32 protein-coding genes are annotated in these 21,962 nt (G+C 63.8%); 20 read left to right on the top strand and 12 right to left on the bottom strand.

The genetic code is table 11. From position 1 onward, the window contains the following. Window positions 1-69 precede the first annotated feature (69 nt). From rpsJ to ACMUOY_RS18620, 12 genes are all read left to right on the top strand, one after another. Window positions 70-384 (top strand): 30S ribosomal protein S10, encoded by a 315-nt coding sequence (rpsJ, locus tag ACMUOY_RS18565; protein WP_413894225.1) that lies wholly within the window; start codon window positions 70-72, stop codon window positions 382-384. Between the two features lie 174 nt (window positions 385-558). Next, window positions 559-1,233, top strand: coding sequence for a large ribosomal subunit protein uL3 (gene rplC, locus ACMUOY_RS18570; protein WP_413894226.1), 675 nt, complete (start codon window positions 559-561; stop codon window positions 1,231-1,233). Further along, entirely contained in the window at window positions 1,233-1,853 is a 621-nt protein-coding gene (gene rplD / locus ACMUOY_RS18575; protein ID WP_413894227.1) for a 50S ribosomal protein L4, read from the top strand. The genes rplC and rplD overlap by 1 nt, the downstream gene beginning before the upstream one ends. Further along, window positions 1,850-2,185: a 50S ribosomal protein L23 gene (gene rplW, locus ACMUOY_RS18580; RefSeq protein ID WP_413894228.1), complete on the top strand. Its 336-nt coding sequence runs from the start codon at window positions 1,850-1,852 to the stop codon at window positions 2,183-2,185. Before rplD ends, rplW begins: the two co-directional genes overlap by 4 nt. A gap of 2 nt (window positions 2,186-2,187) precedes the next feature. Then, the gene (rplB, locus tag ACMUOY_RS18585; protein WP_413894229.1) at window positions 2,188-3,012 is read left to right on the top strand and encodes a large ribosomal subunit protein uL2; all 825 of its coding nucleotides are present in this window, start codon (window positions 2,188-2,190) and stop codon (window positions 3,010-3,012) included. A 10-nt stretch (window positions 3,013-3,022) separates the two neighbouring features. Then, window positions 3,023-3,301 carry a 30S ribosomal protein S19 gene (gene rpsS, locus ACMUOY_RS18590; RefSeq protein ID WP_413894230.1) on the top strand — a complete coding sequence of 93 codons (279 nt, stop codon included), beginning with the start codon at window positions 3,023-3,025 and terminating at the stop codon, window positions 3,299-3,301. 9 nt (window positions 3,302-3,310) lie between these two features. Then, the gene (rplV, locus tag ACMUOY_RS18595) at window positions 3,311-3,640 is read left to right on the top strand and encodes a 50S ribosomal protein L22 (protein ID WP_413894231.1); all 330 of its coding nucleotides are present in this window, start codon (window positions 3,311-3,313) and stop codon (window positions 3,638-3,640) included. A gap of 16 nt (window positions 3,641-3,656) precedes the next feature. Then, window positions 3,657-4,547: a 30S ribosomal protein S3 gene (gene rpsC, locus ACMUOY_RS18600; RefSeq protein WP_413894232.1), complete on the top strand. Its 891-nt coding sequence runs from the start codon at window positions 3,657-3,659 to the stop codon at window positions 4,545-4,547. A gap of 2 nt (window positions 4,548-4,549) precedes the next feature. Continuing rightward, window positions 4,550-4,966, top strand: a complete 417-nt coding sequence (rplP, locus tag ACMUOY_RS18605) for a 50S ribosomal protein L16 (protein ID WP_413894233.1) — start codon at window positions 4,550-4,552, stop codon at window positions 4,964-4,966. A gap of 17 nt (window positions 4,967-4,983) precedes the next feature. Beyond that, window positions 4,984-5,178, top strand: coding sequence for a 50S ribosomal protein L29 (rpmC, locus tag ACMUOY_RS18610; RefSeq protein ID WP_413894234.1), 195 nt, complete (start codon window positions 4,984-4,986; stop codon window positions 5,176-5,178). A gap of 9 nt (window positions 5,179-5,187) precedes the next feature. Further along, entirely contained in the window at window positions 5,188-5,457 is a 270-nt protein-coding gene (gene rpsQ, locus ACMUOY_RS18615) for a 30S ribosomal protein S17 (RefSeq protein WP_413894235.1), read from the top strand. A 120-nt stretch (window positions 5,458-5,577) separates the two neighbouring features. After that, complete coding sequence (locus ACMUOY_RS18620; RefSeq protein WP_413894236.1) at window positions 5,578-6,084, top strand: peroxiredoxin; 507 nt, start codon at window positions 5,578-5,580, stop codon at window positions 6,082-6,084. Between the two features lie 70 nt (window positions 6,085-6,154). Here ACMUOY_RS18620 and ACMUOY_RS18625 read toward each other — a convergent pair whose 3' ends face one another. The 6 genes from ACMUOY_RS18625 to ACMUOY_RS18650 form a co-directional block, all read right to left on the bottom strand. Then, window positions 6,155-6,643, bottom strand: a complete 489-nt coding sequence (locus ACMUOY_RS18625; protein ID WP_413894237.1) for a GNAT family N-acetyltransferase — start codon at window positions 6,641-6,643, stop codon at window positions 6,155-6,157. Window positions 6,644-6,789: 146 nt separating this feature from the next. Continuing rightward, entirely contained in the window at window positions 6,790-7,482 is a 693-nt protein-coding gene (locus ACMUOY_RS18630) for a cytochrome b/b6 domain-containing protein (protein ID WP_413894238.1), read from the bottom strand. A gap of 70 nt (window positions 7,483-7,552) precedes the next feature. Beyond that, entirely contained in the window at window positions 7,553-8,011 is a 459-nt protein-coding gene (locus ACMUOY_RS18635; protein ID WP_413894239.1) for a c-type cytochrome, read from the bottom strand. Between the two features lie 317 nt (window positions 8,012-8,328). Beyond that, complete coding sequence (locus ACMUOY_RS18640; protein ID WP_413894240.1) at window positions 8,329-9,462, bottom strand: hypothetical protein; 1,134 nt, start codon at window positions 9,460-9,462, stop codon at window positions 8,329-8,331. Between the two features lie 47 nt (window positions 9,463-9,509). Beyond that, on the bottom strand, window positions 9,510-10,256 hold the full coding sequence (locus ACMUOY_RS18645) for an alpha/beta fold hydrolase (RefSeq protein WP_413894241.1): 747 nt from the start codon (window positions 10,254-10,256) through the stop codon (window positions 9,510-9,512). After that, window positions 10,256-11,491, bottom strand: a complete 1,236-nt coding sequence (locus ACMUOY_RS18650) for a CaiB/BaiF CoA transferase family protein (protein ID WP_413894242.1) — start codon at window positions 11,489-11,491, stop codon at window positions 10,256-10,258. The genes ACMUOY_RS18645 and ACMUOY_RS18650 overlap by 1 nt, the downstream gene beginning before the upstream one ends. Window positions 11,492-11,544: 53 nt before the next feature. On the opposite strand from ACMUOY_RS18650, the gene ACMUOY_RS18655 reads away from it, so the two are divergent. The 6 genes from ACMUOY_RS18655 to ACMUOY_RS18680 all read left to right on the top strand — a co-directional run bounded on the left by ACMUOY_RS18655 (window position 11,545) and on the right by ACMUOY_RS18680 (window position 16,471). After that, window positions 11,545-12,075, top strand: coding sequence for a hypothetical protein (locus ACMUOY_RS18655; RefSeq protein WP_413894243.1), 531 nt, complete (start codon window positions 11,545-11,547; stop codon window positions 12,073-12,075). Beyond that, a complete protein-coding gene (locus ACMUOY_RS18660) occupies window positions 12,072-13,307 on the top strand; it encodes an MFS transporter (RefSeq protein WP_413894244.1) in 1,236 nt (411 codons plus the stop codon). Before ACMUOY_RS18655 ends, ACMUOY_RS18660 begins: the two co-directional genes overlap by 4 nt. Next, window positions 13,304-13,759: a PTS sugar transporter subunit IIA gene (locus ACMUOY_RS18665; RefSeq protein ID WP_413894245.1), complete on the top strand. Its 456-nt coding sequence runs from the start codon at window positions 13,304-13,306 to the stop codon at window positions 13,757-13,759. The genes ACMUOY_RS18660 and ACMUOY_RS18665 overlap by 4 nt, the downstream gene beginning before the upstream one ends. Beyond that, on the top strand, window positions 13,728-13,997 hold the full coding sequence (locus ACMUOY_RS18670; protein ID WP_413894246.1) for an HPr family phosphocarrier protein: 270 nt from the start codon (window positions 13,728-13,730) through the stop codon (window positions 13,995-13,997). The genes ACMUOY_RS18665 and ACMUOY_RS18670 overlap by 32 nt, the downstream gene beginning before the upstream one ends. A 161-nt stretch (window positions 13,998-14,158) precedes the next feature. Further along, the gene (gene ptsP / locus ACMUOY_RS18675) at window positions 14,159-15,910 is read left to right on the top strand and encodes a phosphoenolpyruvate--protein phosphotransferase (RefSeq protein WP_413894247.1); all 1,752 of its coding nucleotides are present in this window, start codon (window positions 14,159-14,161) and stop codon (window positions 15,908-15,910) included. A gap of 210 nt (window positions 15,911-16,120) precedes the next feature. Further along, a complete protein-coding gene (locus ACMUOY_RS18680; RefSeq protein WP_413894248.1) occupies window positions 16,121-16,471 on the top strand; it encodes a carboxymuconolactone decarboxylase family protein in 351 nt (116 codons plus the stop codon). An 85-nt stretch (window positions 16,472-16,556) separates the two neighbouring features. On the opposite strand, the gene lipA is transcribed toward ACMUOY_RS18680, so the two are convergent. The 6 genes from lipA to ACMUOY_RS18710 form a co-directional block, all read right to left on the bottom strand. Further along, on the bottom strand, window positions 16,557-17,549 hold the full coding sequence (gene lipA / locus ACMUOY_RS18685) for a lipoyl synthase (protein ID WP_413894249.1): 993 nt from the start codon (window positions 17,547-17,549) through the stop codon (window positions 16,557-16,559). A gap of 81 nt (window positions 17,550-17,630) precedes the next feature. Next, window positions 17,631-18,305 carry a lipoyl(octanoyl) transferase LipB gene (gene lipB / locus ACMUOY_RS18690; protein WP_413894250.1) on the bottom strand — a complete coding sequence of 225 codons (675 nt, stop codon included), beginning with the start codon at window positions 18,303-18,305 and terminating at the stop codon, window positions 17,631-17,633. Window positions 18,306-18,315: 10 nt separating this feature from the next. Next, window positions 18,316-19,221: a DUF6933 domain-containing protein gene (locus ACMUOY_RS18695; protein WP_413894251.1), complete on the bottom strand. Its 906-nt coding sequence runs from the start codon at window positions 19,219-19,221 to the stop codon at window positions 18,316-18,318. 23 nt (window positions 19,222-19,244) lie between these two features. After that, a complete protein-coding gene (locus ACMUOY_RS18700) occupies window positions 19,245-19,553 on the bottom strand; it encodes a YbeD family protein (protein ID WP_413894252.1) in 309 nt (102 codons plus the stop codon). After that, complete coding sequence (locus tag ACMUOY_RS18705) at window positions 19,550-20,470, bottom strand: aminotransferase class IV (protein ID WP_413894253.1); 921 nt, start codon at window positions 20,468-20,470, stop codon at window positions 19,550-19,552. The genes ACMUOY_RS18700 and ACMUOY_RS18705 overlap by 4 nt, the downstream gene beginning before the upstream one ends. 43 nt (window positions 20,471-20,513) lie before the next feature. Further along, on the bottom strand, window positions 20,514-20,960 hold the full coding sequence (locus tag ACMUOY_RS18710) for a DUF4149 domain-containing protein (RefSeq protein ID WP_413894254.1): 447 nt from the start codon (window positions 20,958-20,960) through the stop codon (window positions 20,514-20,516). A gap of 181 nt (window positions 20,961-21,141) precedes the next feature. On the opposite strand from ACMUOY_RS18710, the gene ACMUOY_RS18715 reads away from it, so the two are divergent. After that, window positions 21,142-21,621, top strand: a complete 480-nt coding sequence (locus tag ACMUOY_RS18715) for an ATP synthase subunit I (protein WP_413894255.1) — start codon at window positions 21,142-21,144, stop codon at window positions 21,619-21,621. A 14-nt stretch (window positions 21,622-21,635) separates the two neighbouring features. Further along, the coding region (locus ACMUOY_RS18720; protein ID WP_413894256.1) for a F0F1 ATP synthase subunit A at window positions 21,636-21,962 on the top strand (327 nt) is incomplete at its 3' end.

Below are 21,962 nucleotides of genomic sequence, written 5' to 3' on the forward strand. Positions count from 1 at the left end.
GGTCGTACCGTCGGCGCCGGTGTCGTGGCCAAGATCCTTGCTTGATTCTTCATCTGACAAGGAATAAGCATGTCTTCCAAGCAAAAAATCCGCATCCGCCTGAAGGCGTTTGACTACAAGCTGATCGATCAATCGGCCGCCGAAATCGTCGACACCGCGAAGCGCACCGGCGCGATCGTGCGGGGCCCTGTGCCCCTGCCGACCCGCATGAAGCGTTTCGACATCCTGCGTTCGCCGCACGTCAACAAGACCAGCCGCGACCAGTTTGAAATCCGCACCCACCAGCGCCTGATGGACATCGTCGATCCCACGGACAAGACGGTGGACGCACTGATGAAGCTCGACCTGCCGGCAGGGGTCGATGTGGAGATCAAGCTGCAATAAAGCCCGACGCCGGCGCGCCGGCTGTTCTTGCCAAAAACGCGAACTTGCCAGCGATGGCGGTTCGCGTTATAATTTAAGGCTCTCCCCGATTCGGGGCGAGTTTCATTAACCCTCTTTCACGTCAAAACGTGCCAGCCAATTGAAGTTGGCACGGTGGAAGACTAGGAGAAAACTATGAGTCTGAGCAACTCCCTCGGGTTGCTGGGCCGCAAGGTGGGCATGATGCGTCTGTTCACCGATGACGGGGACGCAGTGCCCGTCACGGTGGTGGATGTGTCCAACAACCGTGTGACCCAGGTCAAAACCCAAGAGAACGACGGCTACGTGGCCCTGCAGGTCACGTTCGGTTCGCGCAAGGCATCGCGCGTGACCAAGCCGCAAGCCGGCCACCTTGCGAAAGCAGGCGTCGAAGCCGGTGAGATCATTCAGGAATTTCGCGTGACGGCTGACACCGCTGCCCAGTACGCGGCGGGTGCAACCCTGCCCGTGACGGCGCTGTTTGCGGTTGGCCAGAAGGTGGACGTGCAGGGCACGACCATCGGCAAGGGCTACGCAGGCACCATCAAGCGTCATCACATGAGCTCGCAGCGTGCGTCCCACGGTAACAGCCGTTCGCACAACGTGCCGGGCTCCATCGGCATGGCGCAGGACCCGGGTCGCGTGTTTCCGGGCAAGCGCATGACCGGTCATCTCGGCGATGACCTCGTGACGACCCAGAACCTCGATGTGATCCGTGTCGACGAGGCCCGTCAACTGCTGCTGATCAAGGGTGCCATTCCCGGATCCAAGGGAGGTTTCGTGACGGTTCGTCCCGCGGTCAAAATCAAATCCAGCAAAGGAGCGAACTGATGCAGCTCGAACTCCTGAACGATCAAGGTCAGGCGGCTTCCAAGTTTGAGGCGCCCGAGACCGTGTTTGGTCGCGCATACAACGAAGATCTGGTGCACCAGGTCGTGGTCGCCTACCAGGCCAATGCCCGCCAGGGCACCCGTGCCCAGAAGGACCGCGAGCAGGTCAAGCACTCGACCAAGAAGCCGTTCAAGCAAAAGGGAACGGGCCGTGCCCGCGCCGGTATGACGTCTTCGCCGCTGTGGCGCGGAGGCGGCCGGACCTTCCCGAACATGCCCGACGAGAACTTCAGCCAGAAAATCAACAAGAAGATGTACCGCGCCGGCATGGCCTCCATCTTCTCGCAACTGGCGCGCGAAGGCCGTCTGGCCGTGGTCGACTCGCTGACAGTCGATTCCCCCAAGACCAAGCAGCTCGCCGAGAAGTTCAAGGCGATGAATCTGCAGTCGGTCATGGTGATTGCCGATGAAGTCGACGAGAACCTGTACCTGGCCTCACGCAACCTGGTCAACGTGCTCATCGTCGAGCCGCGTTACGCAGATCCGGTGTCGCTGGTGCATTACAAGAAAGTGCTCGTCACCAAGGGTGCTATCGACAAACTCAAGGAGATGTTCGCATGAGCCGCGTAAATCCGTCGCCTGCCAGTCTCAAGTTTGACGAAGGCCGTCTGATGCAGGTGCTGGTCGCGCCCATCGTGTCCGAAAAGGCCACGATGATCGCCGACAAGAGCAATGCGGTGACGTTCAAGGTGCTGCAGGACGCTTCCAAGCCTGAAATCAAAGCCGCTGTGGAGTTGATGTTCAAGGTCGAGGTCAAGGGCGTGTCTGTGGTGAACACCAAGGGCAAGACCAAGCGCTTCGGCAAGTCGGTCGGTCGCCGCGACAACGTTCGCAAGGCCTACGTGACGCTGAAGCCCGGTCAGGAGCTCAACCTTTCCGGTGAGGGTGCTTAATCATGGCAGTCATTAAACTGAAACCGACCTCCCCCGGCCGTCGTGGCGTGGTGAAGGTCACGCGCGACCACCTGTACAAGGGTGAGCCGTTTGCACCTCTGCTGGAGCCCCAGTTCCAGAAGTCCGGCCGCAACAACAACGGCCACATCACCACCCGTCACAAGGGCGGTGGGCACAAGCACCACTACCGTGTGGTCGATTTCCGTCGCAACAAGGACGCGATTCCGGCCAAGGTCGAGCGCATCGAGTACGACCCGAACCGCACCGCCCACATTGCGCTGGTGTGTTACGCCGACGGTGAGCGCCGCTACATTATTGCTCCGCGCAACCTTGAGGTGGGTGCATCGCTGATCAGTGGCTCGGAAGCGCCGATCCGTGTCGGCAACACGCTGCCGATCCGCAACATTCCGGTCGGTTCGACGATTCACTGCATCGAGCTGCAGCCGGGCAAGGGCGCGCAGATCGCCCGCTCGGCCGGCACGTCGGCCACGCTGCTGGCCCGTGAAGGCACCTACGCCCAGGTTCGCATGCGTTCCGGCGAAGTTCGCAAGGTTCATGTCGAGTGCCGCGCCACGATTGGCGAAGTGGCCAACGAAGAGCACAGCCTGCGCCGTCTCGGCAAGGCCGGTGTGAAGCGCTGGATGGGGATTCGCCCGACCGTTCGCGGCGTGGTGATGAACCCGGTCGACCACCCGCACGGTGGTGGCGAAGGCAAGACCGGCGAAGGCCGCCATGCCGTCGATCCGTGGGGTAACCTGACCAAGGGTTACCGCACCCGTAACAACAAGCGCACGCAGGTCATGATCGTGTCGCGTCGGAAGAAGTAAGGGGTAACAAATGACTCGCTCTCTCAAAAAGGGTCCGTTTGTTGACCACCACCTGGTGGCCAAGGTCGACAAGGCCGTCACCACCAAGGACAAGAAACCGATCAAGACCTGGTCGCGTCGCTCCATGGTTCTGCCCGAGTTCATCGGGCTGACCATCGCCGTGCACAACGGCAAGCAGCACGTGCCTGTTTACATCACCGACCAGATGGTGGGCCACAAGCTGGGCGAGTTCGCGCTCACCCGGACTTTCAAGGGTCACCCGGCGGACAAAAAAGTCCAGAAGAAATAAGGAAAGACCATGGAAACACGTGCAGTCCTCCGGGGCGTCCGTCTGTCGGTCGACAAAGGCCGTCTGGTCGCCGACCTGATTCGTGGCAAGAAAGTGGACCAGGCGCTCAACACGCTGCAGTTCACCCAGAAAAAAGCCGCCGTGATCATCAAGAAGGTGCTTGAGTCCGCCATTGCCAACGCCGAGCACAACGACGGCGCCGACATCGACGAACTGAAGGTCAAGACCATTTACGTCGAGCAGGGCGCCTCGTTGAGGCGCTTCACGGCCCGCGCCAAGGGCCGCGGCAACCAAATCAGAAAGCCCACGTGCCATGTGTACGTGACGGTTGGAAACTGAGAGAGGCCAGGAACTTATGGGACAAAAAATCCACCCCACCGGCTTCCGGCTTTCGATCAGCCGCAACTGGTCTTCCCGCTGGTATGCGAACAACCGTGACTTCGCCGGCATGCTGGCCGAAGACATCAAGGTTCGTGAATACCTGAAGACCAAGCTGAAGAACGCTGCGGTTTCGCGCATCCTGATTGAGCGTCCTGCCAAGAACGCCCGCATCACCATCTTCTCGGCACGTCCGGGCGTGGTGATCGGCAAGAAGGGCGAAGACATCGAAGCGCTCAAGAAGGAACTGTCCAGCCGCCTCGGCGTGCCGGTCGCGGTCAACATCGAGGAAGTGCGCAAGCCTGAAATCGATGCCAAGCTGATCGCCGACAGCATCACCCAGCAGCTCGAGAAGCGCATCATGTTCCGTCGCGCCATGAAGCGCGCCATGCAGAACGCGATGCGCCTGGGTGCCCTGGGCATCAAGATCATGTCGTCGGGCCGTTTGAACGGGATTGAAATTGCCCGTTGCGAGTGGTATCGCGAAGGTCGCGTGCCGCTTCACACGATGCGTGCCGACATCGACTACGGCACCTCTGAAGCCAAGACGACGTACGGCGTCATCGGCGTCAAGGTCTGGGTCTACAAAGGCGACACGCTGGGCCGCAATGACCTGCCTGCCGTGGAGACCCCGCGTCCGGACGACGAGCGTCGCCCGCGCGGTCCGCGCCGCGATGCCCGTCCCGGCGATCGCCCGGCCGGTGACCGCCGCGGTGCGCCGCGTCGCGCCGCTGGCGTGAATGCCGCGCCAGCCGATGGCAGCGACAAGCCCGCAGAAGCGATTGGCGCCGATGCGAAAACCACCGTTAAGCGCGTCCGCAAGGTAGGCGCGCCAGCTGCAGCAGCTGACGGTGTCAAAGGAGAATAAACATGCTGCAACCTGCTCGCAGAAAATATCGCAAGGAGCAAAAGGGCCGTAACACCGGTGTTGCCACTCGTGGCAATACCGTTGCTTTCGGTGACTTTGGTCTCAAGTCCGTCGATCGCGGCCGCCTGACGGCGCGCCAGATCGAGTCCGCTCGTCGGGCTATTTCCCGCCACGTCAAGCGCGGTGGCCGGATCTGGATCCGGGTGTTTCCGGACAAGCCGATTTCCCACAAACCCGCCGAAGTGCGGATGGGTAACGGCAAGGGCAACCCCGAGTACTACGTGGCCGAGATTCAGCCCGGCAAGGTGATCTACGAGATCGTCGGCGTGTCGGAAGAACTGGCCCGCGAAGCGTTCCGCCTGGCTGCCGCCAAACTGCCCCTGCGCACCACGTTCGTGGCGCGCATGATTGGTCAATGATTCAGGAGAATGAAGAAATGAAAGCTGCTGAACTTCGCCAGAAAGACGTTGCCGGCATCGAAGCCGAAGTGAAAGCCCTGCAAAAGGCCCATTTCGGCCTGCGCATGCAGAAAGCCACGCAACAACTCAACAACACCGCCACGCTGCGCAGCACGCGCCGCGACATCGCGCGGGCCAAGACCATTCTTGCTGAAAAGCAAGCTGCCAAGTAAGGAGTGACCATGACGGAAGCTAAGACATCCCTCAAGCGCACCTTGATCGGCAAGGTGGTGAGCGCCAAGCGCGCCAAGACGGTGACGGTGCTCGTCGAGCGCCGCGTGAAGCACGAGCTCTATGGCAAGATCGTTGCCAAGTCGAGCAAGTACCACGCCCACGACGAATCGGGCCAGTACCAGCTGGGCGACGTGATTGAAATCACCGAAAGCCGTCCGATTTCGAAGACCAAGAACTGGGTCGCGTCCCGCCTGGTGGAAAAGGCTGCAGCGGTCTAAGCCCAAGCAGCACCTGGACAGCACGTCCGTCGGAAACGGCCCACAATGTGGGTCGTTTTTGTTTTTGGGGCCTCGCTTGCTTGCAACGCGCCCTGTTCCCTGTAACTACTGGAGATTTTCATGATCAAAGTTGGAGACACCCTTCCCTCGGCCACCCTGATGGAGTACGTTGAAGTCGAAGGCAACGGCTGCAGCATCGGCCCCAACCCCGTGGACGTCACCAAGGCGTCCGCCGGCAAGACGATCGCGTTGTTCGCTCTGCCCGGCGCTTTCACGCCGACCTGTTCGGCCAAGCACGTGCCCGGTTATGTGCAGGCGTTTGACGAGTTCAAGGCCGCTGGCGTCGACGAGATCTGGTGCGTGAGCGTCAATGATGCGTTCGTGATGGGCGCCTGGGCGCGTGACCAGAAGACCGGCGCCAAGGTTCGCATGCTGGGCGACGGCAGTGCTGCTTTCGCGCAGGCCACGGGCCTGACGCTCGACCTCACCGGCAAGGGCATGGGCCTGCGCAGCAACCGGTATTCGATGCTCGTCAAGGACGGCAAGGTCGCCACGCTCAACATCGAAGCGCCCGGCAAGTTCGAAGTCAGCGATGCTGCGACGTTGCTGGCGCAGGCGAAGGGCTGAAAGCAGCTGCAATTGCTACATAACCTGTAGCGACGTTTGACCTGTTGGCGCTGGGTATGTGCCCGAAAGCTCAGAGATCGGCCTTCAGGTAGTGCGCACCGACGATGGGGCTGTGGTAGTAGGGTGGAATATCCTCGAAGCCAAGGTCTTCGTAGAGTGCTCGGGCGGCCTCCATGTCGTCCAGTGTGTCCAGCAGCACGCAGCTGTAGCCGGCGCGCCGGGCGGCATCGAGAATCGCCTCGGCGAGCTGCCGCCCCAGTCCTGAGCCCCGAAAGGCCTTTCTGACGTAGAGGCGTTTCATCTCGCTGGCATTGGGGTAGTCGACGTTGTCGAGCGGACGCATCGCGCAACAGCCTGCGATCTGTCCGTTCACCAAGGCGAGCAGCAGCGCGCCGCGTGGCTCGGCGTAATCACCCGGCAGGCCGTCGAGTTCGGCCTCGAAATTCTGGAAGCAGAGATCCACACCCAATGATCGGGCGTACTCCCGGAAGATGAGACGCGTCGCGTCCCACTCAGCCGGGGTGGACGGGGTTAAGAACTGGATCGGGGGGGCTTCCACGGAAACACTCAGGAACCGGATGGGCCGCAGTGTAGCGGGTCGGCACAGATGACCCGCAGGCACCCAAACTGCGCCCACTCGTTGGGCCATTAGCCGCTGCGTCGGCTCGACTTCCGTTTCAGGGGTGGGCAAGAGACGATCAATCGTCAGAAATTCGGCGTCTCGACCGCCTTCGGCGCGGGCGGCGGTGCGGGCAGCCAGACGCCGCTGGCCCCATAAACAGCCGACGCCGCCACAACCACCGCCACAGCAAAGGCCACGATTCCGCCTCCGCGGGCCGATTCACCTTGGGCGTTGTCTTTCCAGCCGGTGATCATGGGCCTGATGAGCGACCGCTTCTTCCTGCGGGTGTAAAACAGGACCGCCACGACATGCAGGGCGACCAGCGCGTAAAGCGCGTTGGAGAGCAGTTGGTGAAAGCCGGTCAACCGGTTACTGATGTCCTTCGTGACCAGATCGGCCAACGGGCCGGAAAAGACGATGTCGTCGTTGCCGACAAGCCCTGAGGCCACCTGCACGGCTAGCAGCGCGAGCAGCCCGAACACTGAGAGCGCTCCGAGTGGGTTGTGTCCTTCGCCGCGCCATTGGCCGCGCCAGTAAGCCGCGACTTTGCCGGGCGTCGGAAAGAATTGAATAAAGCGGGCGTAGGTCGACCCGACAAATCCCCAGACCAGGCGAAACGCCAGCAGGCCCACGATGGACAGCCCGAAGCGCCCGTGCCAGTCCATCAGGGCGCCCCCCTGTAGTCCGGTGACCACGGCGCCAGTGACAGCAGCGGCGAGCAGCCAGTGAAAGAGGCGGGTCGACAAATCCCACACGAATACACGCTGCTCACCCATGGCCGGACCTCGTCAGAAATCAAAGAAAACAGGCGCCCGAAGGCGCCCGCGAACAGGGAGGCAGTAAGAACTACCGCTTGGCCTTGAAGCTGTCATGGCAGTTGTCGCAGGTCTTCGCCAGTCGCCCGAACTGCTCCTTCACGGCTGCCGCATCGCCGGTCGCCGCGACCTTGGCCATCTCGTTGGCCTCCTTGTTAAAGGCGCCGCCAACTTGGCCGACCTTTTCCCGCTCCGTCCAGAATTCGGCCTTGGCTCGTGTCGGTTCCCAGCCGGTACCCTTGTCGGTACCTGGCAGGAAAAGCGCGCCCATGCCGGAATTGGCGACGGCTTGGATCGCGTTGGCCGCCTTGATCACTTCTTCCTTGTTGTAGGTGCCATTGACGTTGGCGTAGATTCGGGTCATGTTCCAGGCCATGAAGGTGTACCCGGACTGGCGGAACTTGATCGCGTCCTCGGGCTTGATCTGGGCCACGGCGGAACCCGCGGCGAGCGAAACAGACAGCGCGGCGAGGGCCAACTTGAAAACCATGATGTATCTCCGTAGAAAGTGAATGAAGCGGTCGCCGGCGGCCGTGGACAGAAGCCGGTCTGGAACGCGGCGCGAGTATAGCCAGACCGCGGAAATCGTGCAGGAAGCGGTGAAATGTGGCCGAACCGATCGAAGTTACGCGCACGTCGGTGGCGGGCATCATTGCCTAAATTACTCCTGAAAAGAGAGCGTCTTGTGGCCGTTCGGCGCTGGGATGGGAACAATTTCGCCGCAAAAAGACAGTCCTGCGGGCCTCCTGGCGCCCGTTGTGCCCGCTCGGCCCGCTGTGCAGCTGCCGGAAGCCCCCGAGCGCAGGCTCAGAATGCCTTGGCCAGTTCCAGCGTCAGCACGGCCGGCAGTTGGGCGCGCAACGCGTTTCGGCTGACCCGGGTCATGCTGTCGCCGGCCCAGCTCGCGACTTCGAAAGTGTCCACATCGTCCGTCACTTCGAGGAAGCCAAAACGCGGATCCAGTCGGCGGATGTCCTGCATCAGGGCATCGAATTCGTTGTCACGCAGACGCTCGTCGACAATGATCATGTGGGGCTGGTCGCGTTCGGTGTAACGAACCGCCTTCGCGGAGGTGGCCACGGTGTCCGCCCGCAGGCCCAGCGCCCGACAGGCTTTCTCGACCTCACCGCGCACGGCCGCGTCGGTGCTGATCAGCAGGATCCTCAGGCCGGCCAGGGCCTTGGTTCCCGTGTGCAGGGCCGAGTCGCTGCTGCTGGACTCGATCTCCATCGAGGTCAGGCCTTCCAGGTGCTTGACGGTCCGCGCGAATTCGAGCCTCAAGGTCGTGTCGATGCCCTGGTTGGTAGCGGACAGTATGACGCCCATGGTCCTGGCGATCTGGCTGAGCAGGTGCCAGCGCAGTGACGCGCTCGCCGTGCCGTTGCGGCCAGGCTCCGGTGGGTCGGCACGACGGGTCGCCGCGATGGACAGCAAACCGTGTTCAGGCCACGCACTGATGGCGAGGTTCACGGCGACGTGCACGCTGTTGTCCATGGCCCAGTCGATGGCGGTCTCGACCAGGTTGGACAGCAGCCCGGGGTCGACCACGATTTCAACCGGCTTGATGGCTTGCGCGAGCAGAATGCCACGTTCCTGAAAAGCGTCTTGACGCTCGTGCAGGGCGCTCTGGACCATCTGATCCAGCGACACCCGTTCATGCGATTGGCGCAACCGGCCTTCGGACAGGCGGGCCAGTTGCTGGCTTTGGCGGACGATCAGGTTCGCCTGTTCCAGCGCCTGTTCCAGTTCGCGCGCTTCCCCAGCCGACAAACGGTCGCTTTCGCCCAACGCCTGAATGATCCGGCGCAGCGTATGCAGGGGGATGGACAACTCGGCGCCAATGACGCCGGCGATGCCGAAATCCGTTCGCGGTGTGCCCGAACCTGCCGCTTTCGTCGGCTTGCTTCCCGCCGGGAATGGGTCTGTGCCAAGCGTGCTCATGCCCGCAGAATAACGCACGGAAGAAGCCGGGCCATCCGGGTCCGCGCCTAATTCAATTTCGAGGACTGAAGACAATCCAGCAGCAGACCGGTCAATGCCTGCGGCGCGCTGATCATCGGGTCGTGCCCGGTGAGCAGTTCCAGCACCCTGGAGCCGGGTAGCCAGGCGCCGTCCCAGAATCGCGGATCGCAGACGCGGGTGCGAATCACATCGATGGTCGCCAGGGGTGGCTGCGAGCAGTTGATGAAGGTGCGAGGTATTTGCGCCACCCGCCGGGGGTCGAAGTCGAGTGGCGCCAGGTAGGTGTGCCCAGGGTGCGGAGTCTGGCGCCGCTGCACCCAGTCATGGTCTGCACCTTGCAGGCCGAAAACGGAGGGATCCGGCGGCGGAAAACTATGGTCGGGGGACGCCGCGGCCGCGGCCAGGCGCGTCTCGCGCGTCGCGCTGGCGTGGGTGCTGCTCCAGCTCTCGCCGGGCTTGGGCACCACCGCATCGACATACACCAGGTGGGACAGGCGCTGCGTCAGGCGATCGGCCACTGCCGTTCCCAACATACCGGCATAGGAGTGCACCGCCAGCACGACATCGGCCATCTCTTCGGCCTCGATGGCGCCGATCACATCGGCGATGTGGGTTTCGAGCGTGATCGACGCACTCATGAGATGCGCCCGATCACCCAGTCCGGTCAGGGTCACGGCGTGGGCGCGGTGCCCGGCGCGGATCAAGGCTTCGGTCACATGTCGCCAGCACCAAGCACCGTGCCAGGCACCGTGCACAAGGACAAAGTTCGCCATCAGATCACCTGGCCTTCCTTCAGGGCGCTGATGTGGGCCTCGGAGTAGCCCAGCAACGTGCGCAGCACCTCGTCGGTCTGTTCGCCCAGCAGGGGCGGTGGCCGGTCGGTTCGCACCGGTGTTGCGCTGAGCTTGATCGGGCTCGACACCAGATGCAGGCCGGGGTTGATGGGATGCGGCCAGGTCGTGACCATGCCGCGCTCGCGCACCTGAGGATCATCGAAAACCTCGGCGATGTTGTTGATGGCCCCGCAGGGCACCTTGGCTGCCTCCAGCGCGGCCAGCCATGCCGCCTTGTTGCGTGTGCGCATGATGTCCTGCAACAGGGGCACCAGCTCCAGGCGGTTGCGCACCCGGTCCTGGTTGCGTGCGTAGCGTGGATCGGTGGCGAGCTCGGGATGCCCCGCCACCGCACAGAACTTGGCGTACTGGCTGTCGTTGCCCACCGCGAGGATCAGGTGGTCCTTGTGCCCATCGGCGGCGGGTGCGACCTCGAACACCTGGTAGGGCACGATATTCTGGTGGGCGTTGCCGGCGCGCCCGGGCACCTTGCCGCCCACGAGGTAATTGGCGCCCATGTTGGCCAGCATGGCCACCTGGGTGTCCAGCAGCGCAGCGTCCACATGCTGGCCTTCACCGGTGCGCTCGGCATGGCGCAGCGCCGCCAGGATGGCCACGGTGGCGTACATGCCGGTGAACAGGTCCGCCACCGCCACGCCCACTTTCTGCGGCCCTCCGCCGATGTCATCGCGCTCGCCGGTGATGCTCATCAGGCCACCCATGCCCTGGATGGCATAGTCGTAGCCGGCGCGCTCGCGGTAAGGCCCGGTCTGGCCGAAACCGGTCACGCTGCAGTAGACCAGACGCGGGTTCAACGCTTTCAGGCTGTCGTAGTCCAGGCCGTAGCGCGCCATGTCACCGACCTTGAAGTTCTCCACGAACACGTGGCAATGCTGCACCAGGTCGCGGATCAGCGCCTGCCCTTGCGGTTGCGCGATATCGCAGGTGACCGACCGCTTGTTCCGGTTCGCACCGAGGTAATAGGCCGCCTCGGCCGAATCGTTGCCGGCACTGTCCTTCAGGAAAGGCGGGCCCCAGGTGCGGGTGTCATCCCCTGTGCCGGGACGCTCGATCTTGATCACATCGGCGCCCAGGTCTGCCAGTGTCTGGGTGCACCACGGGCCGGCCAGCACGCGGGACAAATCGAGGATACGGATGCCATCAAGTGAATTCATGCCTTCATTGTCGCGAAAAAGAGCCGGCCGTGATAATGGCCAGGATGCGCTGGATGATTCCGTTCCTGTTACCAACGTTGGCTTGGCTGGCGGCGTGCTCCCCTGCGTGGAACTGGCGCGAGGTGCGTCTGGAGGATGCACCACTGACGGCGATGCTGCCCTGCAAGCCGGACCAGGCGAGCCAGACGGTCACATTGGCCGGCGCAACGGCGGAACTGCAGATGACGGGTTGCGAGTCCGGCGGCGCCACGCTGGCCGTCAGCCGGGTGCGCTTGCCGTCAGGCGCGAGCGCAGCCGAGGCCCTGTCGCAGTGGCGCGCGGTGACCCTCGCTGGCATGAAGGCGCAGAACGTGCAAGAGCAACCGTTCCAGCCTGTCGGCAGCCTGGCCTTGCCCCAGTCGGCCCGTGTCGTGGCCAGCGGACGGTACCGTGACGGTCGAGCGGTGAACGCGCAGGCCGTCTGGTTTGCACAAGTGTCGCCGCAAGGCGTGTGGCTATATCACGCCGTGATCTACGCCGATGCGATCGGCGCCGAGGTGGCAGACACCTTCTTCAGCGGACTCAAGCTCAGGGCCCCGACATGAGCCTGCTGCCGCGCCGCGTCGCTGTCGTCGTATTCCTGGCCTTTGCGTTCGCCTACTTCATTTCCGCGCTGCTGAGGGCCATCACAGCGACGTTGTCACCGGTGCTGACGCTGGAGCTGGGACTGAACGCGCGGGATCTGGGCTTGTTGGCCGGGGGCTATTTTCTGGGCTTTTCCTTGACTCAGCTGCCGATGGGCGCGTGGCTGGACAGACATGGCCCACGCAAGGTGATCCTGAGCCTGCTGAGCGTGGCCGTGGTGGGGTGTCTGGCGTTTTCACTGGCCGGCGGATTCCCTGCGTTGCTGGGCGCGCGCGTGCTGATCGGCGCCGGAGTGAGCGCCTGCCTGATGGCGCCATTGACCGGCAACCGGCGCTGGCTCGACGCCAGCACCCAGTTGCGCGCCAACTCATGGATGCTGATGACAGGGTCGCTGGGCATGGTGGCCTCGACACTGCCGGTGCAGTGGCTGGTGCCGCTGGTGGGCTGGCGCCCGCTGTTCTGGGGACTGGCTGTGGCGATTGTGCTGGCGATGGCCTTGATTGCCGTGCGGGTTCCGGGCTGGACGTCCATGGCGCCAGCGTCCGGATCATCGCCCGGGGCCGACGCCAGCTATGCGCAGGTCTGGCGCAACGCCTATTTCCGCAGGATGACGCCGATCGGCTTCTTCAGTTATGGTGGTCTGATTGCCATGCAGACGCTGTGGGCGGTGCCCTGGATGATCAAGGTCGCCGGCTACAGCGGCGAGCAGGCGGCGAAGGGCCTGTTCTGGATCAACGTGGCCATGCTGTGCACCTTCTGGACCTGGGGCATGGTCAATCCCTGGCTCGTGCGCCGGGGCTTCGCGGCAGAGCGCCTGATCACCTGGGGGCTGCCGTCGAGCTTTATCCTGTTGGCTATCATTATCATAGCTAAAGAAGACCTTTCAACGCTGGCAACGCCGGCATTTGCCCTGTATTGCATGAGCTGCAGCTTCGTTTCGCTGGCGCAACCCGCGGTGGGCATGGCTTTTCCGCAGGCGCTGGCCGGCCGGGCGCTGTCGGCTTACAACCTGGTGATCTTTGCCGGCGTGTTCGTCGTCCAGTGGGGCATTGGCCTGCTGATTGATGGATTCAAGGCACTGGGCGTGGCCGAGGTCGCGGCCTATCAGGCGGCGGCGGGGGTTTTCCTGGCCTGTTGCATGGCATCCTATGCCTATTTCCTTTGGGCGAAACCTCATAATCAGGGCTCATGAACAGCATCCTCATCATTGCCCACGCGCCGCTGGCCCATGCCTTGCGTGCCTGTGCGCTGCACGTCTTTCCCGAGTGCGGCGTCAGCGTGGCGGCGATCGATGTGGCGCCTAATGCGCCGCCCGAAGAAACCCTGGCGGCGTCCCGGATCGCCCTGCGGCAGTTGCGCGATCGCCCGGGCACCGAAGGCGTCGTGGTGCTGACCGATGTGTTCGGCGCGACGCCCTGCAATGTGGCGCAGAAGCTCGTGGACGGCCTTACGTCCCGGCTGGTGACCGGTGTCAACCTGCCCATGTTGCTGCGCGCTGTGAGCTACCGGCATGAGCCTCTGGAGGCGCTGATCTCGCGCGCCGTCACCGGCGGCACCCAAGGCGTGATGCAGGTGGCCGTGACCGCGCCCCAAAACCAGTCCAAGCGAAACCATGTTAAAGACCAGCACGATCATCAGCAATAAACTCGGCCTGCATGCGCGGGCCTCGGCCAAGCTCACCAAGCTGGCGGGTAGCTTCCCCTGCGAGGTGTGGCTGAGCCGTGGCGAGCGGCGCGTCAACGCCAAGAGCATCATGGGCGTCATGATGCTGGCCGCGGGACTCGGCAGCGAGGTCACGCTGGAGACCCAGGGCGATCGCGAGCAGGAAGCCATGGATGCGCTGCTTGCCCTGATGGCCGACAAGTTCGGCGAGGGCGAGTAATTGGCCCCCACGCTCCCTCACGGCGTGTGGTCGCTGGACGTGCCTCAGCCAGAGGCAACGGCTCTTCGTGCCGTCCGGATGTGCGCAGGCATATCCGGAGCCGCGGCTCTCAGCCCCTCGGGGGGGGACCTTGCATGGGGCGGCCCGGTGCCGTTCGGAAAATGACCTTCAGCGTCCACGGCATACCAGTTGCCCGTGGGGTGGCCATCGGGCGCGCGGTGATCGTGGCGTCCAGCCGGCTGGACGTGGCGCATTACTTCATTACGTCCGACCAGGTGGAGAGCGAGATCGACCGGGTGCGTGCCGGGCGCAATGCCGTGGTCGACGAGTTGCAGCGCTTGCAGCAGGAAATGCCCAAGGATGCGCCGCACGAGCTGGCGGCCTTGCTCGATGTGCACCTGATGCTGCTGCAGGACGAGGCGCTGACCAGTGGTGTGAAGCACTGGATCCGCGATCGTCTCTACAACGCCGAGTGGGCGCTGACCACCCAGTTCGAGGTCATTTCGCGCCAGTTCGACGAGATGGAGGACGAGTACCTGCGTGAGCGCAAGGCCGATCTGGAGCAGGTGGTCGAGCGCGTGTTGCGGCGCATGCTGGGTGCGGCATCGCCGGTCGTGGCGCCGCCGGTTCGACACAAGCGCCAGCAGGATCTGCTGCTGGATGACACTCTGGATGTGCCGCTGGTGCTGGTGGCGCACGACCTGTCTCCGGCCGACATGCTGCAGTTCAAGCAAAGTGTGTTTGCCGGGTTCGTCACCGACGTGGGCGGCAAGACCTCGCATACAGCCATCGTGGCGCGCAGCATGGACATTCCCGCCGTGGTGGGAGCGCGCTCGGCCTCCCAGCTGATCCGCCAGGACGACTGGATCATCATCGACGGCGATGCCGGCGTCGTGATCGTCGATCCGTCGCCGATCATCCTCGCCGAATACGGGTTCCGCCAGCGCCAGGGCGAGCTCGAGCGCGAGCGCCTGTCGCGCCTGCGCAATACCGCGGCCATCACGCTGGATGGTCAGCGCATCGAGCTGCTGGCCAACATCGAAATGCCGGATGACACCTTGCCCGCGCTGAAGGTCGGTGCGGTGGGCGTGGGGCTGTTCCGCAGCGAATTCCTGTTCATGGGGCGTCACGGCCGCCTGCCTGACGAGGAAGAGCAGTACCAGGCCTACCGGCGCGCTGTCGAAGGCATGCAGGGGCTCCCCGTGACGATCCGGACCGTGGACGTAGGGGCCGACAAGCCGCTGGACGACGCGCACCACGACGATGCGCACCTGAATCCGGCACTGGGGCTGCGGGCCATCCGCTGGAGTCTGGCGGACCCGGCCATGTTTCTGACCCAGTTGCGCGCCATTCTTCGGGCGGCGGCCCACGGCCAGGTGAACCTGTTGATCCCCATGCTGGCGCACGGCAGCGAGATCCGCCAGACGCTCTCCTTGATCGACCATGCGCGCGTGCAACTGGACAACCAGGGCATGGTCTACGGCCCGCTCAAGCTCGGGGCCATGATCGAGATTCCGGCTGCGGCGCTGACGCTGAAGCTGTTCCTGAAGTATTTCGATTTCCTGTCCATCGGCACCAACGACCTGATCCAGTACACGCTGGCCATCGATCGCGCCGACGAATCCGTGGCCCATCTCTACGACCCCCTGCATCCAGCGGTTCTGCGGCTGGTGGCTGACACGATCGCCGAATGCAACGCGCAGGGCAAGGGTGTCAGTGTCTGTGGCGAAATGGCGGGCGACACCGCGCTGACGCGGCTGTTGCTCGGTCTGGGGCTGCGAAGTTTTTCCATGCACCCCGCCCAGATTCTGGCGGTCAAGCAGGAAGTGCTGCGCGCCGACACTGGCAAGCTGCGGCCCTGGGCGCAAACGGTGCTCGAAGCCGACGAGCCAGCCAGCGTCCTGGCACGCTGACAAGTTCCGCTGGGATCGAAGTCCGGCGCCGCCACGCCGGCTTGTGCGGAAGAATCACCAACCCGGCTGCCGACAGGTCGACAAGGGTCAGCGTTGACGCACGTCAAGGCTTGGTCGAAGCCGTGCCGCCATACTGCAGCCCCTCGGTACCGGCTGGTGCGCGGCCATGTGGAACCGCCGGCCTCAACCGATCATCACACAGGACATGCCATGGGTAATTTTGATCACAAGGGCCTGATTCAGGATATCAACGAGAGCCTCGGGCCGTTTCGCAAGTCCCAATCCGAGGCCATGGCCGGCTTCGGGCAACTGGCGCGCGCCTCGATGGCCGAGGGGGCGATCAGCGCCAAGCACAAGGAGTTGATCGCGCTGGCCATCGGCGTGACCCAGCGCTGCTCCGGTTGCGTGGGCTTTCATGTCAAGGCGCTGCACCGGCTCGGCTGCACCCGTGCCGAACTGGAGGAGATGCTGGCCGTCTGCGTGTACATGGGCGGCGGCCCGGCACTGATGGTGGCTGCCGAAGCGCTGGCGGCCTGGGAAAAGATGGCGCCGGGCGCCTGACAGCGCCCTTTTTGTAGATATTGACGTCTTTTCGACCGTTTCCCAGCGTCGAATGGACGTATGTCGCTATTAAATCAGGAGTGATTCAGGCCTTAGGCTGGCCCATTGCGTGACCGGCCTGCTGGTCGGCGTGGTAGCTGGAGCGCACCATCGCGCCGACGGCCGCGTGCCTGAAACCCATCTCATAGGCCTTGGCCTCGAACATCTTGAAGGTGTCGGGGTGCACATAGCGCTTCACGGTCAGGTGCGAGGTGCTCGGCGCCAGGTACTGGCCGATGGTCAGCATGTCGATGTGGTGCGCGCGCATGTCGCGCATCACGTCCAGGATTTCCTCATCCGTCTCGCCCAGGCCCACCATCAGCCCGCTCTTGGTGGGGATGTCCGGGAACAACGCCTTGAACTTCTTCAGCAGGTTCAGGCTGAAGGCGTAGTCGGAGCCGGGGCGCGCTTCCTTGTACAGGCGCGGGATGGTTTCCAGGTTGTGGTTCATCACGTCGGGTGGCGCGGCTTTCAGGATCTCCAGCGCACGGTCGTCCCGGCCGCGGAAGTCGGGCACCAGAACCTCGATCTGGGTCTGGGGTGACAGCTCGCGCGTCTTGCGGATGCATTCGACAAAATGGCCGGCACCGCCGTCGCGCAGGTCGTCGCGGTCCACGCTGGTGATGACGACGTAGTTCAGCTTGAGCGCGGCAATCGTGTTGGCCAGGTTCTGGGGTTCGTTCACGTCCAGCGGGTCGGGCCGGCCGTGTCCCACGTCGCAGAACGGGCAGCGGCGCGTGCACTTGTCGCCCATGATCATGAAGGTGGCTGTGCCCTTGCCGAAACACTCGCCGATGTTGGGACAACTGGCCTCTTCGCACACCGTCACCAGCTTGTTGGCGCGCAGCACGTCCTTGATTTCATAGAAGCGCGTGGTCGGGCTACCGGCCTTGACGCGGATCCAGTCAGGCTTCTTCAGGATTTCGCCCGGCTGAACCTTGATCGGGATGCGCGACAGCTTGGCGCCCGCCTTCTGCTTGGCGCTGGCGTCGTAGGTTTCAGTGGACTGCGCGTCGCGCACAACGTCTTTGGGGTTCATCTCTTTTCATTTCCGCGCAGGCGGACATCCACCTTGCGCAACCATGGGTCCCTGTTTTCACGGGGACGACGGCCCTCTTGGTCAGGGGGTCAGGTAAGTCGCGAGCTTCTGGCTCAGCATCTGCGCGGCCTCGGGCCACGCAACGCAGACGCCGATTGTAGAAAGGTCCACCGTTTTCAATCCTGCATAGCCGCAGGGGTTGATTCGCGAGTACGGCTCCAGATCCATCGCCACGTTCAGCGCCACGCCGTGGTAGGTGCAGTGGCGGCTGACCTTGATGCCCAGCGCAGCGATCTTGCCCAGCCCCCGGAACGGATCTCCGGCCGGCGTCGGGCCTGTCAGTGCTGCGTGGGAGAACGGGTCTTCGAGGCGCACGTAGATGCCGGGCGCCCCGACCACCCGGTGGCCGGTGACGCCGAAATGGACCAGGGTGCGGATCACGGCCTCTTCGATGCGGTAGACGTATTCCTTGACGTAGTAGCCGGCGCGTTGCAGGTCGATCAACGGGTAGGCCACCACCTGGCCGGGGCCGTGGTACGTGACTTGGCCGCCACGGTTGGTCTGCACGATGGGGATGGAGCCAGGGTTCAGGATGTGATCCGCCTTGCCCGCAAGCCCTTGCGTGTAGACGGGGGGGTGCTCGCAGATCCACAGGGCGTCGGCCGTGTCGGGGCCGCGTTGTTCGGTGAAGGCCTGCATGGCTGCGGCCGTCGGCGCATAGTCGACCGGGCCGAGAAGGGTGATCGGAAGGCTCATCGGCGCGTGGTTACCGGGAAGTATCGCGGGATACCCGCTCGAACGCTTCGAGCACGCCGGGCTCGGCGTTGGCCAGGTGCAGGCTGCGCACCCCGAGCGTCGCCACCTCGTCCAGCAGGGCCCGGGCAAAAGTCGGGGAGGCGCTGTCCACGTCGGCAAAGTCGATCACCAGGGTGCGCGGAATCCAGCGACCGCGCGGGTTGCCGGTGCGGCTGGGCGGCCCGCTGACGCCATCGTCATGGGGCAGGCGCATCAGCAGGATGGACGCCTGGTGCGCGGCCTCCAGCCGGGGTTGGTCGGGCAAGGCCAGTGCCACCGGGATGTGCACTTCCTCGCGCCCGATCTGTGCCTGCGCATGGTCATAGGCCTTGCGCCACTGGTCGCTCTTGTCGTTCTGGCGCTGGGCCACCAGTGCCGGGTTTCCGCCCAACAGGCGCAGCACCTCCTCGGCCGGGTAGCCTTCCCTCGGGCGCAGGACGAGGTGATCGGCCAGGCGGGCGTTGATCGCGCCCAGGCTCAGACCCTCGCCGGCGGCCCAGGTCACGCTGTGGCGGTACTGTGTCAGGTGCCCGACCGTGCTGCGGTCGATGCCGCGCCCCAGAATCCACGGCTCGCTATGGTCGATCTCGGCGCGCGCACGGTCCGGCGGCACACCCAGTGACAGCAGCGCCTGGAGCAGGGCGGGGCCGAAACGGCTTTGCAACGTGGGCATTGGCGCATAAGGCAGGCAAAACGCCCAGTGCGTGCGGCTGCTGACGGCGATCACCAGCTTTTGCGGACGGGTGTGCACCAGCGCCAGCGCCCAGTCGCCCAACGCGTTGCCGCATGGCGGCGCGGGGGGCGCCGTGCCCGTACGCGGCGCGTCCGGCACATGGCAGGCCTTCGCCAGGGCCGGGTTCAGTCGCAGGGTGGTCACAGGGATGAATCCGGGCGGTGGCGCTACAGCACGACTTTCACCATCGGATGGCTCGAAAGCGTCCGGTACAGCTCGTCGAGCTGCTCGCGGCTGGTGGCGGTGACGGTGACAGTGATGCCCAGGTATTTGCCACCACTGCTCTCCCGAAGTTCGACGCGGGACGCATCAAAGCTGGGGTCGAACTCGCGGGCGATGTGCGTGATGGCGGCGACGAAACCATCCGCCCGCGCGCCCATCACCTTGATCGGGAATGCGCTCGGGTAGGTGATCAGCGAATCCTTGCGGGCGTCGTTACCCGGCGTTGGTGGTGGCGGAAAAGCGGAGGCATTCATGTGGACATCCCTTTCTTGGCTTGCTGGTAAGCCTGGTAGAGAAGCGCATAGACGGGGCCGGGCCGACCCCGCCCTTCGCCGCGGCCCACCGGCAAGCCGTCCAGGGTGGTGATCGGCAGGACTTCCTTGGTGGCCGACGACAGCAGCAACTCGTCGGCTTCCAGGACCTCATCGCGGCTGATGCGTCGCAAGGCGAAAGGAATGGCCTGGTCGCGACAGAAGGCTTCGATCAGGCCGTAACGGATGCCTTCAAGCACCAGATGATCCTTCGGCGGCCCCATGACCGTGCCATCCTTGACCACCCAGACGTTGCTGGCGGCCGCCTCGCTCAGGAAGCCGTCTCGGAACATGACGGTTTCCACCGCACCCACATCAGCGCTGATCTGTCGCGCGAACACAGCGCCGAGCAGGCTGACGCTCTTGATGTGGGCCTTCTTCCAGCGGAAATCATCGGCGCTCACACAGGCCACGCCTAGTGCCCGCTGCTGGGGGGTGGGCAGTTTCATCGCGCTGGCCATGGCGAACACCGTGGGCGTGATGTCGGTCGGCATCACGTGATCCCGCAGGGCCACGCCGCGGGTGATCTGGATGTAGATCAGCAGATCAAGCGGATTTGATGCGCCTGATTGACCATCTCCCAGCGTCGATCGGTCGAAGTTTGCTATCAATTTAGATGCGATCAGGTGCCACTGCTCCAGCGTGTGTGGGTTGGGGATGCGCACTTCGGCCAGCGAGCGCCCCAGCCGGGCCATGTGCTGCTCGAAGCAGAAAGGGCGCCCGCCATACACCGGAACGACTTCGTAGATGCCATCGCCAAAAATGAAGCCGCGATCCATGACGCTGATCCTGGCGTCGGGCAGCCGGGTGTACTCGCCATTGAGGTAGCAGGGCAGCGGGGGAAGTTCGGCCGGGTTCATGGTTCCATTGTCTGCGTTCAGGGGCGGTATCGCCAATGGCGGGTCAGCGCACGAAATAGACCCCGGCGACGGCCAGCCAGCCCAGCGTGAAGTTGACCAGCACCAGGGGATGAATGCGCGCCATCTGCTTCCCGGCTTCGGGCCAGTTTGCTGCGGCCGCAGCGATCTGAAGGCGCCGAAAGGGGCCGAAATACAGAAACGAAAAAATGACCGACATCAAGAGTCCAATGCCCAGCATCAGGTGCCAGCCCACCGGCGCATTCTTCATGCCTACGTTGGCCAGCAGATAGGTGCCCGTCAACAGCAAAACGGCGACGCAGATCCAGACGGCGACAAAGAACCGGTGCAGAACGGCCGTCAGCAAAGGCAGCCGGGCGGGTGGCGGCAACTGCGCCACCGCTACCGGGCGCAATGCGCCCAACATGAACGTCATGCCGCCGAGCCAGATCACGGCGGCAACAAGGTGGAGCAGTTTGGCGGCAAGAGACATGGCGAACCCTCTCGAATGCCTCATTGTGACCGGACGCACGGGCGATCTGCGGACCGGAAAACCGGGGAGCGTGGCAAGGTACTTGGGGAGTCGCGGGTTTCTACGTATAATGAGTGGCTTTGCTAGGCAGCGCGCGGCGCGAACTGGCTTTGGGCCAGGTGTAACCTGCGCGTAATCTGACATGGCAACAATGGCACCCTTGAACGAGATGGAGGCTGATGAGCCCGAGTTCAAGCCCATGACGGCCGAAGAGGCCCGTCAGTGGAGCGAAAAGAACCCGTCGGTGTCGCCGGGGGCGGTGGTCGGGGTGCAGGCCTTGGTCGGTTTGGTGGTGGCGTTGGTCGCCTGGGGGCTGACAGGTCGGGAAAATGTGGGTTGGTCGGCTGGATACGGTGCGCTGGCGGTGGTGATCCCCGCGGCACTGTTTGCCCGGGGACTGGCCCGAAAGTGGTCTCTGGAGAATCCGCAGGCACGCGCGATGGGCGCCGCATTCGGGTTCTTCATCTGGGAAATGGTCAAGATTGCCTTGACGGTCGCGATGTTGTTTGCGGCGCCAAGGCTGGTTGCCAATCTGAGCTGGCCAGCCATGCTGGTCGGACTGGTGGTGTCGATGAAGGTGTACTGGGTGGCGCTCGTGCTCCGCCCGAAGCGTAGAACTTAAACAAGAGTAAACAGATGGCTGCTGAACACGGACCTACTGCCGGTGAGTACATTGGTCACCACCTGACGCATCTGCAGAACCATCCCATGAAGGGTGTGGTTGACTTCTCGGTCTTCAACCTTGACTCCATCTTCTGGGCGGTATTGATTGGCGTCGCTGGCACGTTCCTGCTCTGGAAGGCCGCACGCTCGGCGACATCGGGCGTGCCGGGGCGCTTTCAGGCGGCAGTCGAGATTCTGGTGGAACTGGTCGATACGCAGGCCAAGGGCATCATTCACAACGCCGAGAGCCGCAAGGTGGTGGCGCCGCTGGCCTTGACGGTCTTTGTCTGGGTGTTCCTG

This window comes from Candidatus Skiveiella danica (assembly GCF_022705245.1).
Taxonomy (GTDB): domain Bacteria; phylum Pseudomonadota; class Gammaproteobacteria; order Burkholderiales; family Burkholderiaceae_C; genus Skiveiella; species Skiveiella danica.

What these genes read in the sequence shown, in the direction of transcription:
- rpsJ (WP_413894225.1), top strand. Translation starts at nt 70, where the DNA reads ATGTCTTCCAAGCAAAAAATCCGCATCCGCCTGAAGGCGTTTGACTAC.
- rplC (WP_413894226.1), top strand. Translation starts at nt 559, where the DNA reads ATGAGTCTGAGCAACTCCCTCGGGTTGCTGGGCCGCAAGGTGGGCATG.
- rplD (WP_413894227.1), top strand. Translation starts at nt 1,233, where the DNA reads ATGCAGCTCGAACTCCTGAACGATCAAGGTCAGGCGGCTTCCAAGTTT.
- rplW (WP_413894228.1), top strand. Translation starts at nt 1,850, where the DNA reads ATGAGCCGCGTAAATCCGTCGCCTGCCAGTCTCAAGTTTGACGAAGGC.
- rplB (WP_413894229.1), top strand. Translation starts at nt 2,188, where the DNA reads ATGGCAGTCATTAAACTGAAACCGACCTCCCCCGGCCGTCGTGGCGTG.
- rpsS (WP_413894230.1), top strand. Translation starts at nt 3,023, where the DNA reads ATGACTCGCTCTCTCAAAAAGGGTCCGTTTGTTGACCACCACCTGGTG.
- rplV (WP_413894231.1), top strand. Translation starts at nt 3,311, where the DNA reads ATGGAAACACGTGCAGTCCTCCGGGGCGTCCGTCTGTCGGTCGACAAA.
- rpsC (WP_413894232.1), top strand. Translation starts at nt 3,657, where the DNA reads ATGGGACAAAAAATCCACCCCACCGGCTTCCGGCTTTCGATCAGCCGC.
- rplP (WP_413894233.1), top strand. Translation starts at nt 4,550, where the DNA reads ATGCTGCAACCTGCTCGCAGAAAATATCGCAAGGAGCAAAAGGGCCGT.
- rpmC (WP_413894234.1), top strand. Translation starts at nt 4,984, where the DNA reads ATGAAAGCTGCTGAACTTCGCCAGAAAGACGTTGCCGGCATCGAAGCC.
- rpsQ (WP_413894235.1), top strand. Translation starts at nt 5,188, where the DNA reads ATGACGGAAGCTAAGACATCCCTCAAGCGCACCTTGATCGGCAAGGTG.
- ACMUOY_RS18620 (WP_413894236.1), top strand. Translation starts at nt 5,578, where the DNA reads ATGATCAAAGTTGGAGACACCCTTCCCTCGGCCACCCTGATGGAGTAC.
- ACMUOY_RS18630 (WP_413894238.1), bottom strand. Translation starts at nt 7,482, where the DNA reads ATGGGTGAGCAGCGTGTATTCGTGTGGGATTTGTCGACCCGCCTCTTT.
- ACMUOY_RS18635 (WP_413894239.1), bottom strand. Translation starts at nt 8,011, where the DNA reads ATGGTTTTCAAGTTGGCCCTCGCCGCGCTGTCTGTTTCGCTCGCCGCG.
- ACMUOY_RS18640 (WP_413894240.1), bottom strand. Translation starts at nt 9,462, where the DNA reads ATGAGCACGCTTGGCACAGACCCATTCCCGGCGGGAAGCAAGCCGACG.
- ACMUOY_RS18645 (WP_413894241.1), bottom strand. Translation starts at nt 10,256, where the DNA reads ATGGCGAACTTTGTCCTTGTGCACGGTGCCTGGCACGGTGCTTGGTGC.
- ACMUOY_RS18650 (WP_413894242.1), bottom strand. Translation starts at nt 11,491, where the DNA reads ATGAATTCACTTGATGGCATCCGTATCCTCGATTTGTCCCGCGTGCTG.
- ACMUOY_RS18655 (WP_413894243.1), top strand. Translation starts at nt 11,545, where the DNA reads ATGATTCCGTTCCTGTTACCAACGTTGGCTTGGCTGGCGGCGTGCTCC.
- ACMUOY_RS18660 (WP_413894244.1), top strand. Translation starts at nt 12,072, where the DNA reads ATGAGCCTGCTGCCGCGCCGCGTCGCTGTCGTCGTATTCCTGGCCTTT.
- ACMUOY_RS18665 (WP_413894245.1), top strand. Translation starts at nt 13,304, where the DNA reads ATGAACAGCATCCTCATCATTGCCCACGCGCCGCTGGCCCATGCCTTG.
- ACMUOY_RS18670 (WP_413894246.1), top strand. Translation starts at nt 13,728, where the DNA reads ATGTTAAAGACCAGCACGATCATCAGCAATAAACTCGGCCTGCATGCG.
- ptsP (WP_413894247.1), top strand. Translation starts at nt 14,159, where the DNA reads ATGACCTTCAGCGTCCACGGCATACCAGTTGCCCGTGGGGTGGCCATC.
- ACMUOY_RS18680 (WP_413894248.1), top strand. Translation starts at nt 16,121, where the DNA reads ATGGGTAATTTTGATCACAAGGGCCTGATTCAGGATATCAACGAGAGC.
- lipA (WP_413894249.1), bottom strand. Translation starts at nt 17,549, where the DNA reads ATGAACCCCAAAGACGTTGTGCGCGACGCGCAGTCCACTGAAACCTAC.
- lipB (WP_413894250.1), bottom strand. Translation starts at nt 18,305, where the DNA reads ATGAGCCTTCCGATCACCCTTCTCGGCCCGGTCGACTATGCGCCGACG.
- ACMUOY_RS18700 (WP_413894252.1), bottom strand. Translation starts at nt 19,553, where the DNA reads ATGAATGCCTCCGCTTTTCCGCCACCACCAACGCCGGGTAACGACGCC.
- ACMUOY_RS18705 (WP_413894253.1), bottom strand. Translation starts at nt 20,470, where the DNA reads ATGAACCCGGCCGAACTTCCCCCGCTGCCCTGCTACCTCAATGGCGAG.
- ACMUOY_RS18710 (WP_413894254.1), bottom strand. Translation starts at nt 20,960, where the DNA reads ATGTCTCTTGCCGCCAAACTGCTCCACCTTGTTGCCGCCGTGATCTGG.
- ACMUOY_RS18715 (WP_413894255.1), top strand. Translation starts at nt 21,142, where the DNA reads ATGGCAACAATGGCACCCTTGAACGAGATGGAGGCTGATGAGCCCGAG.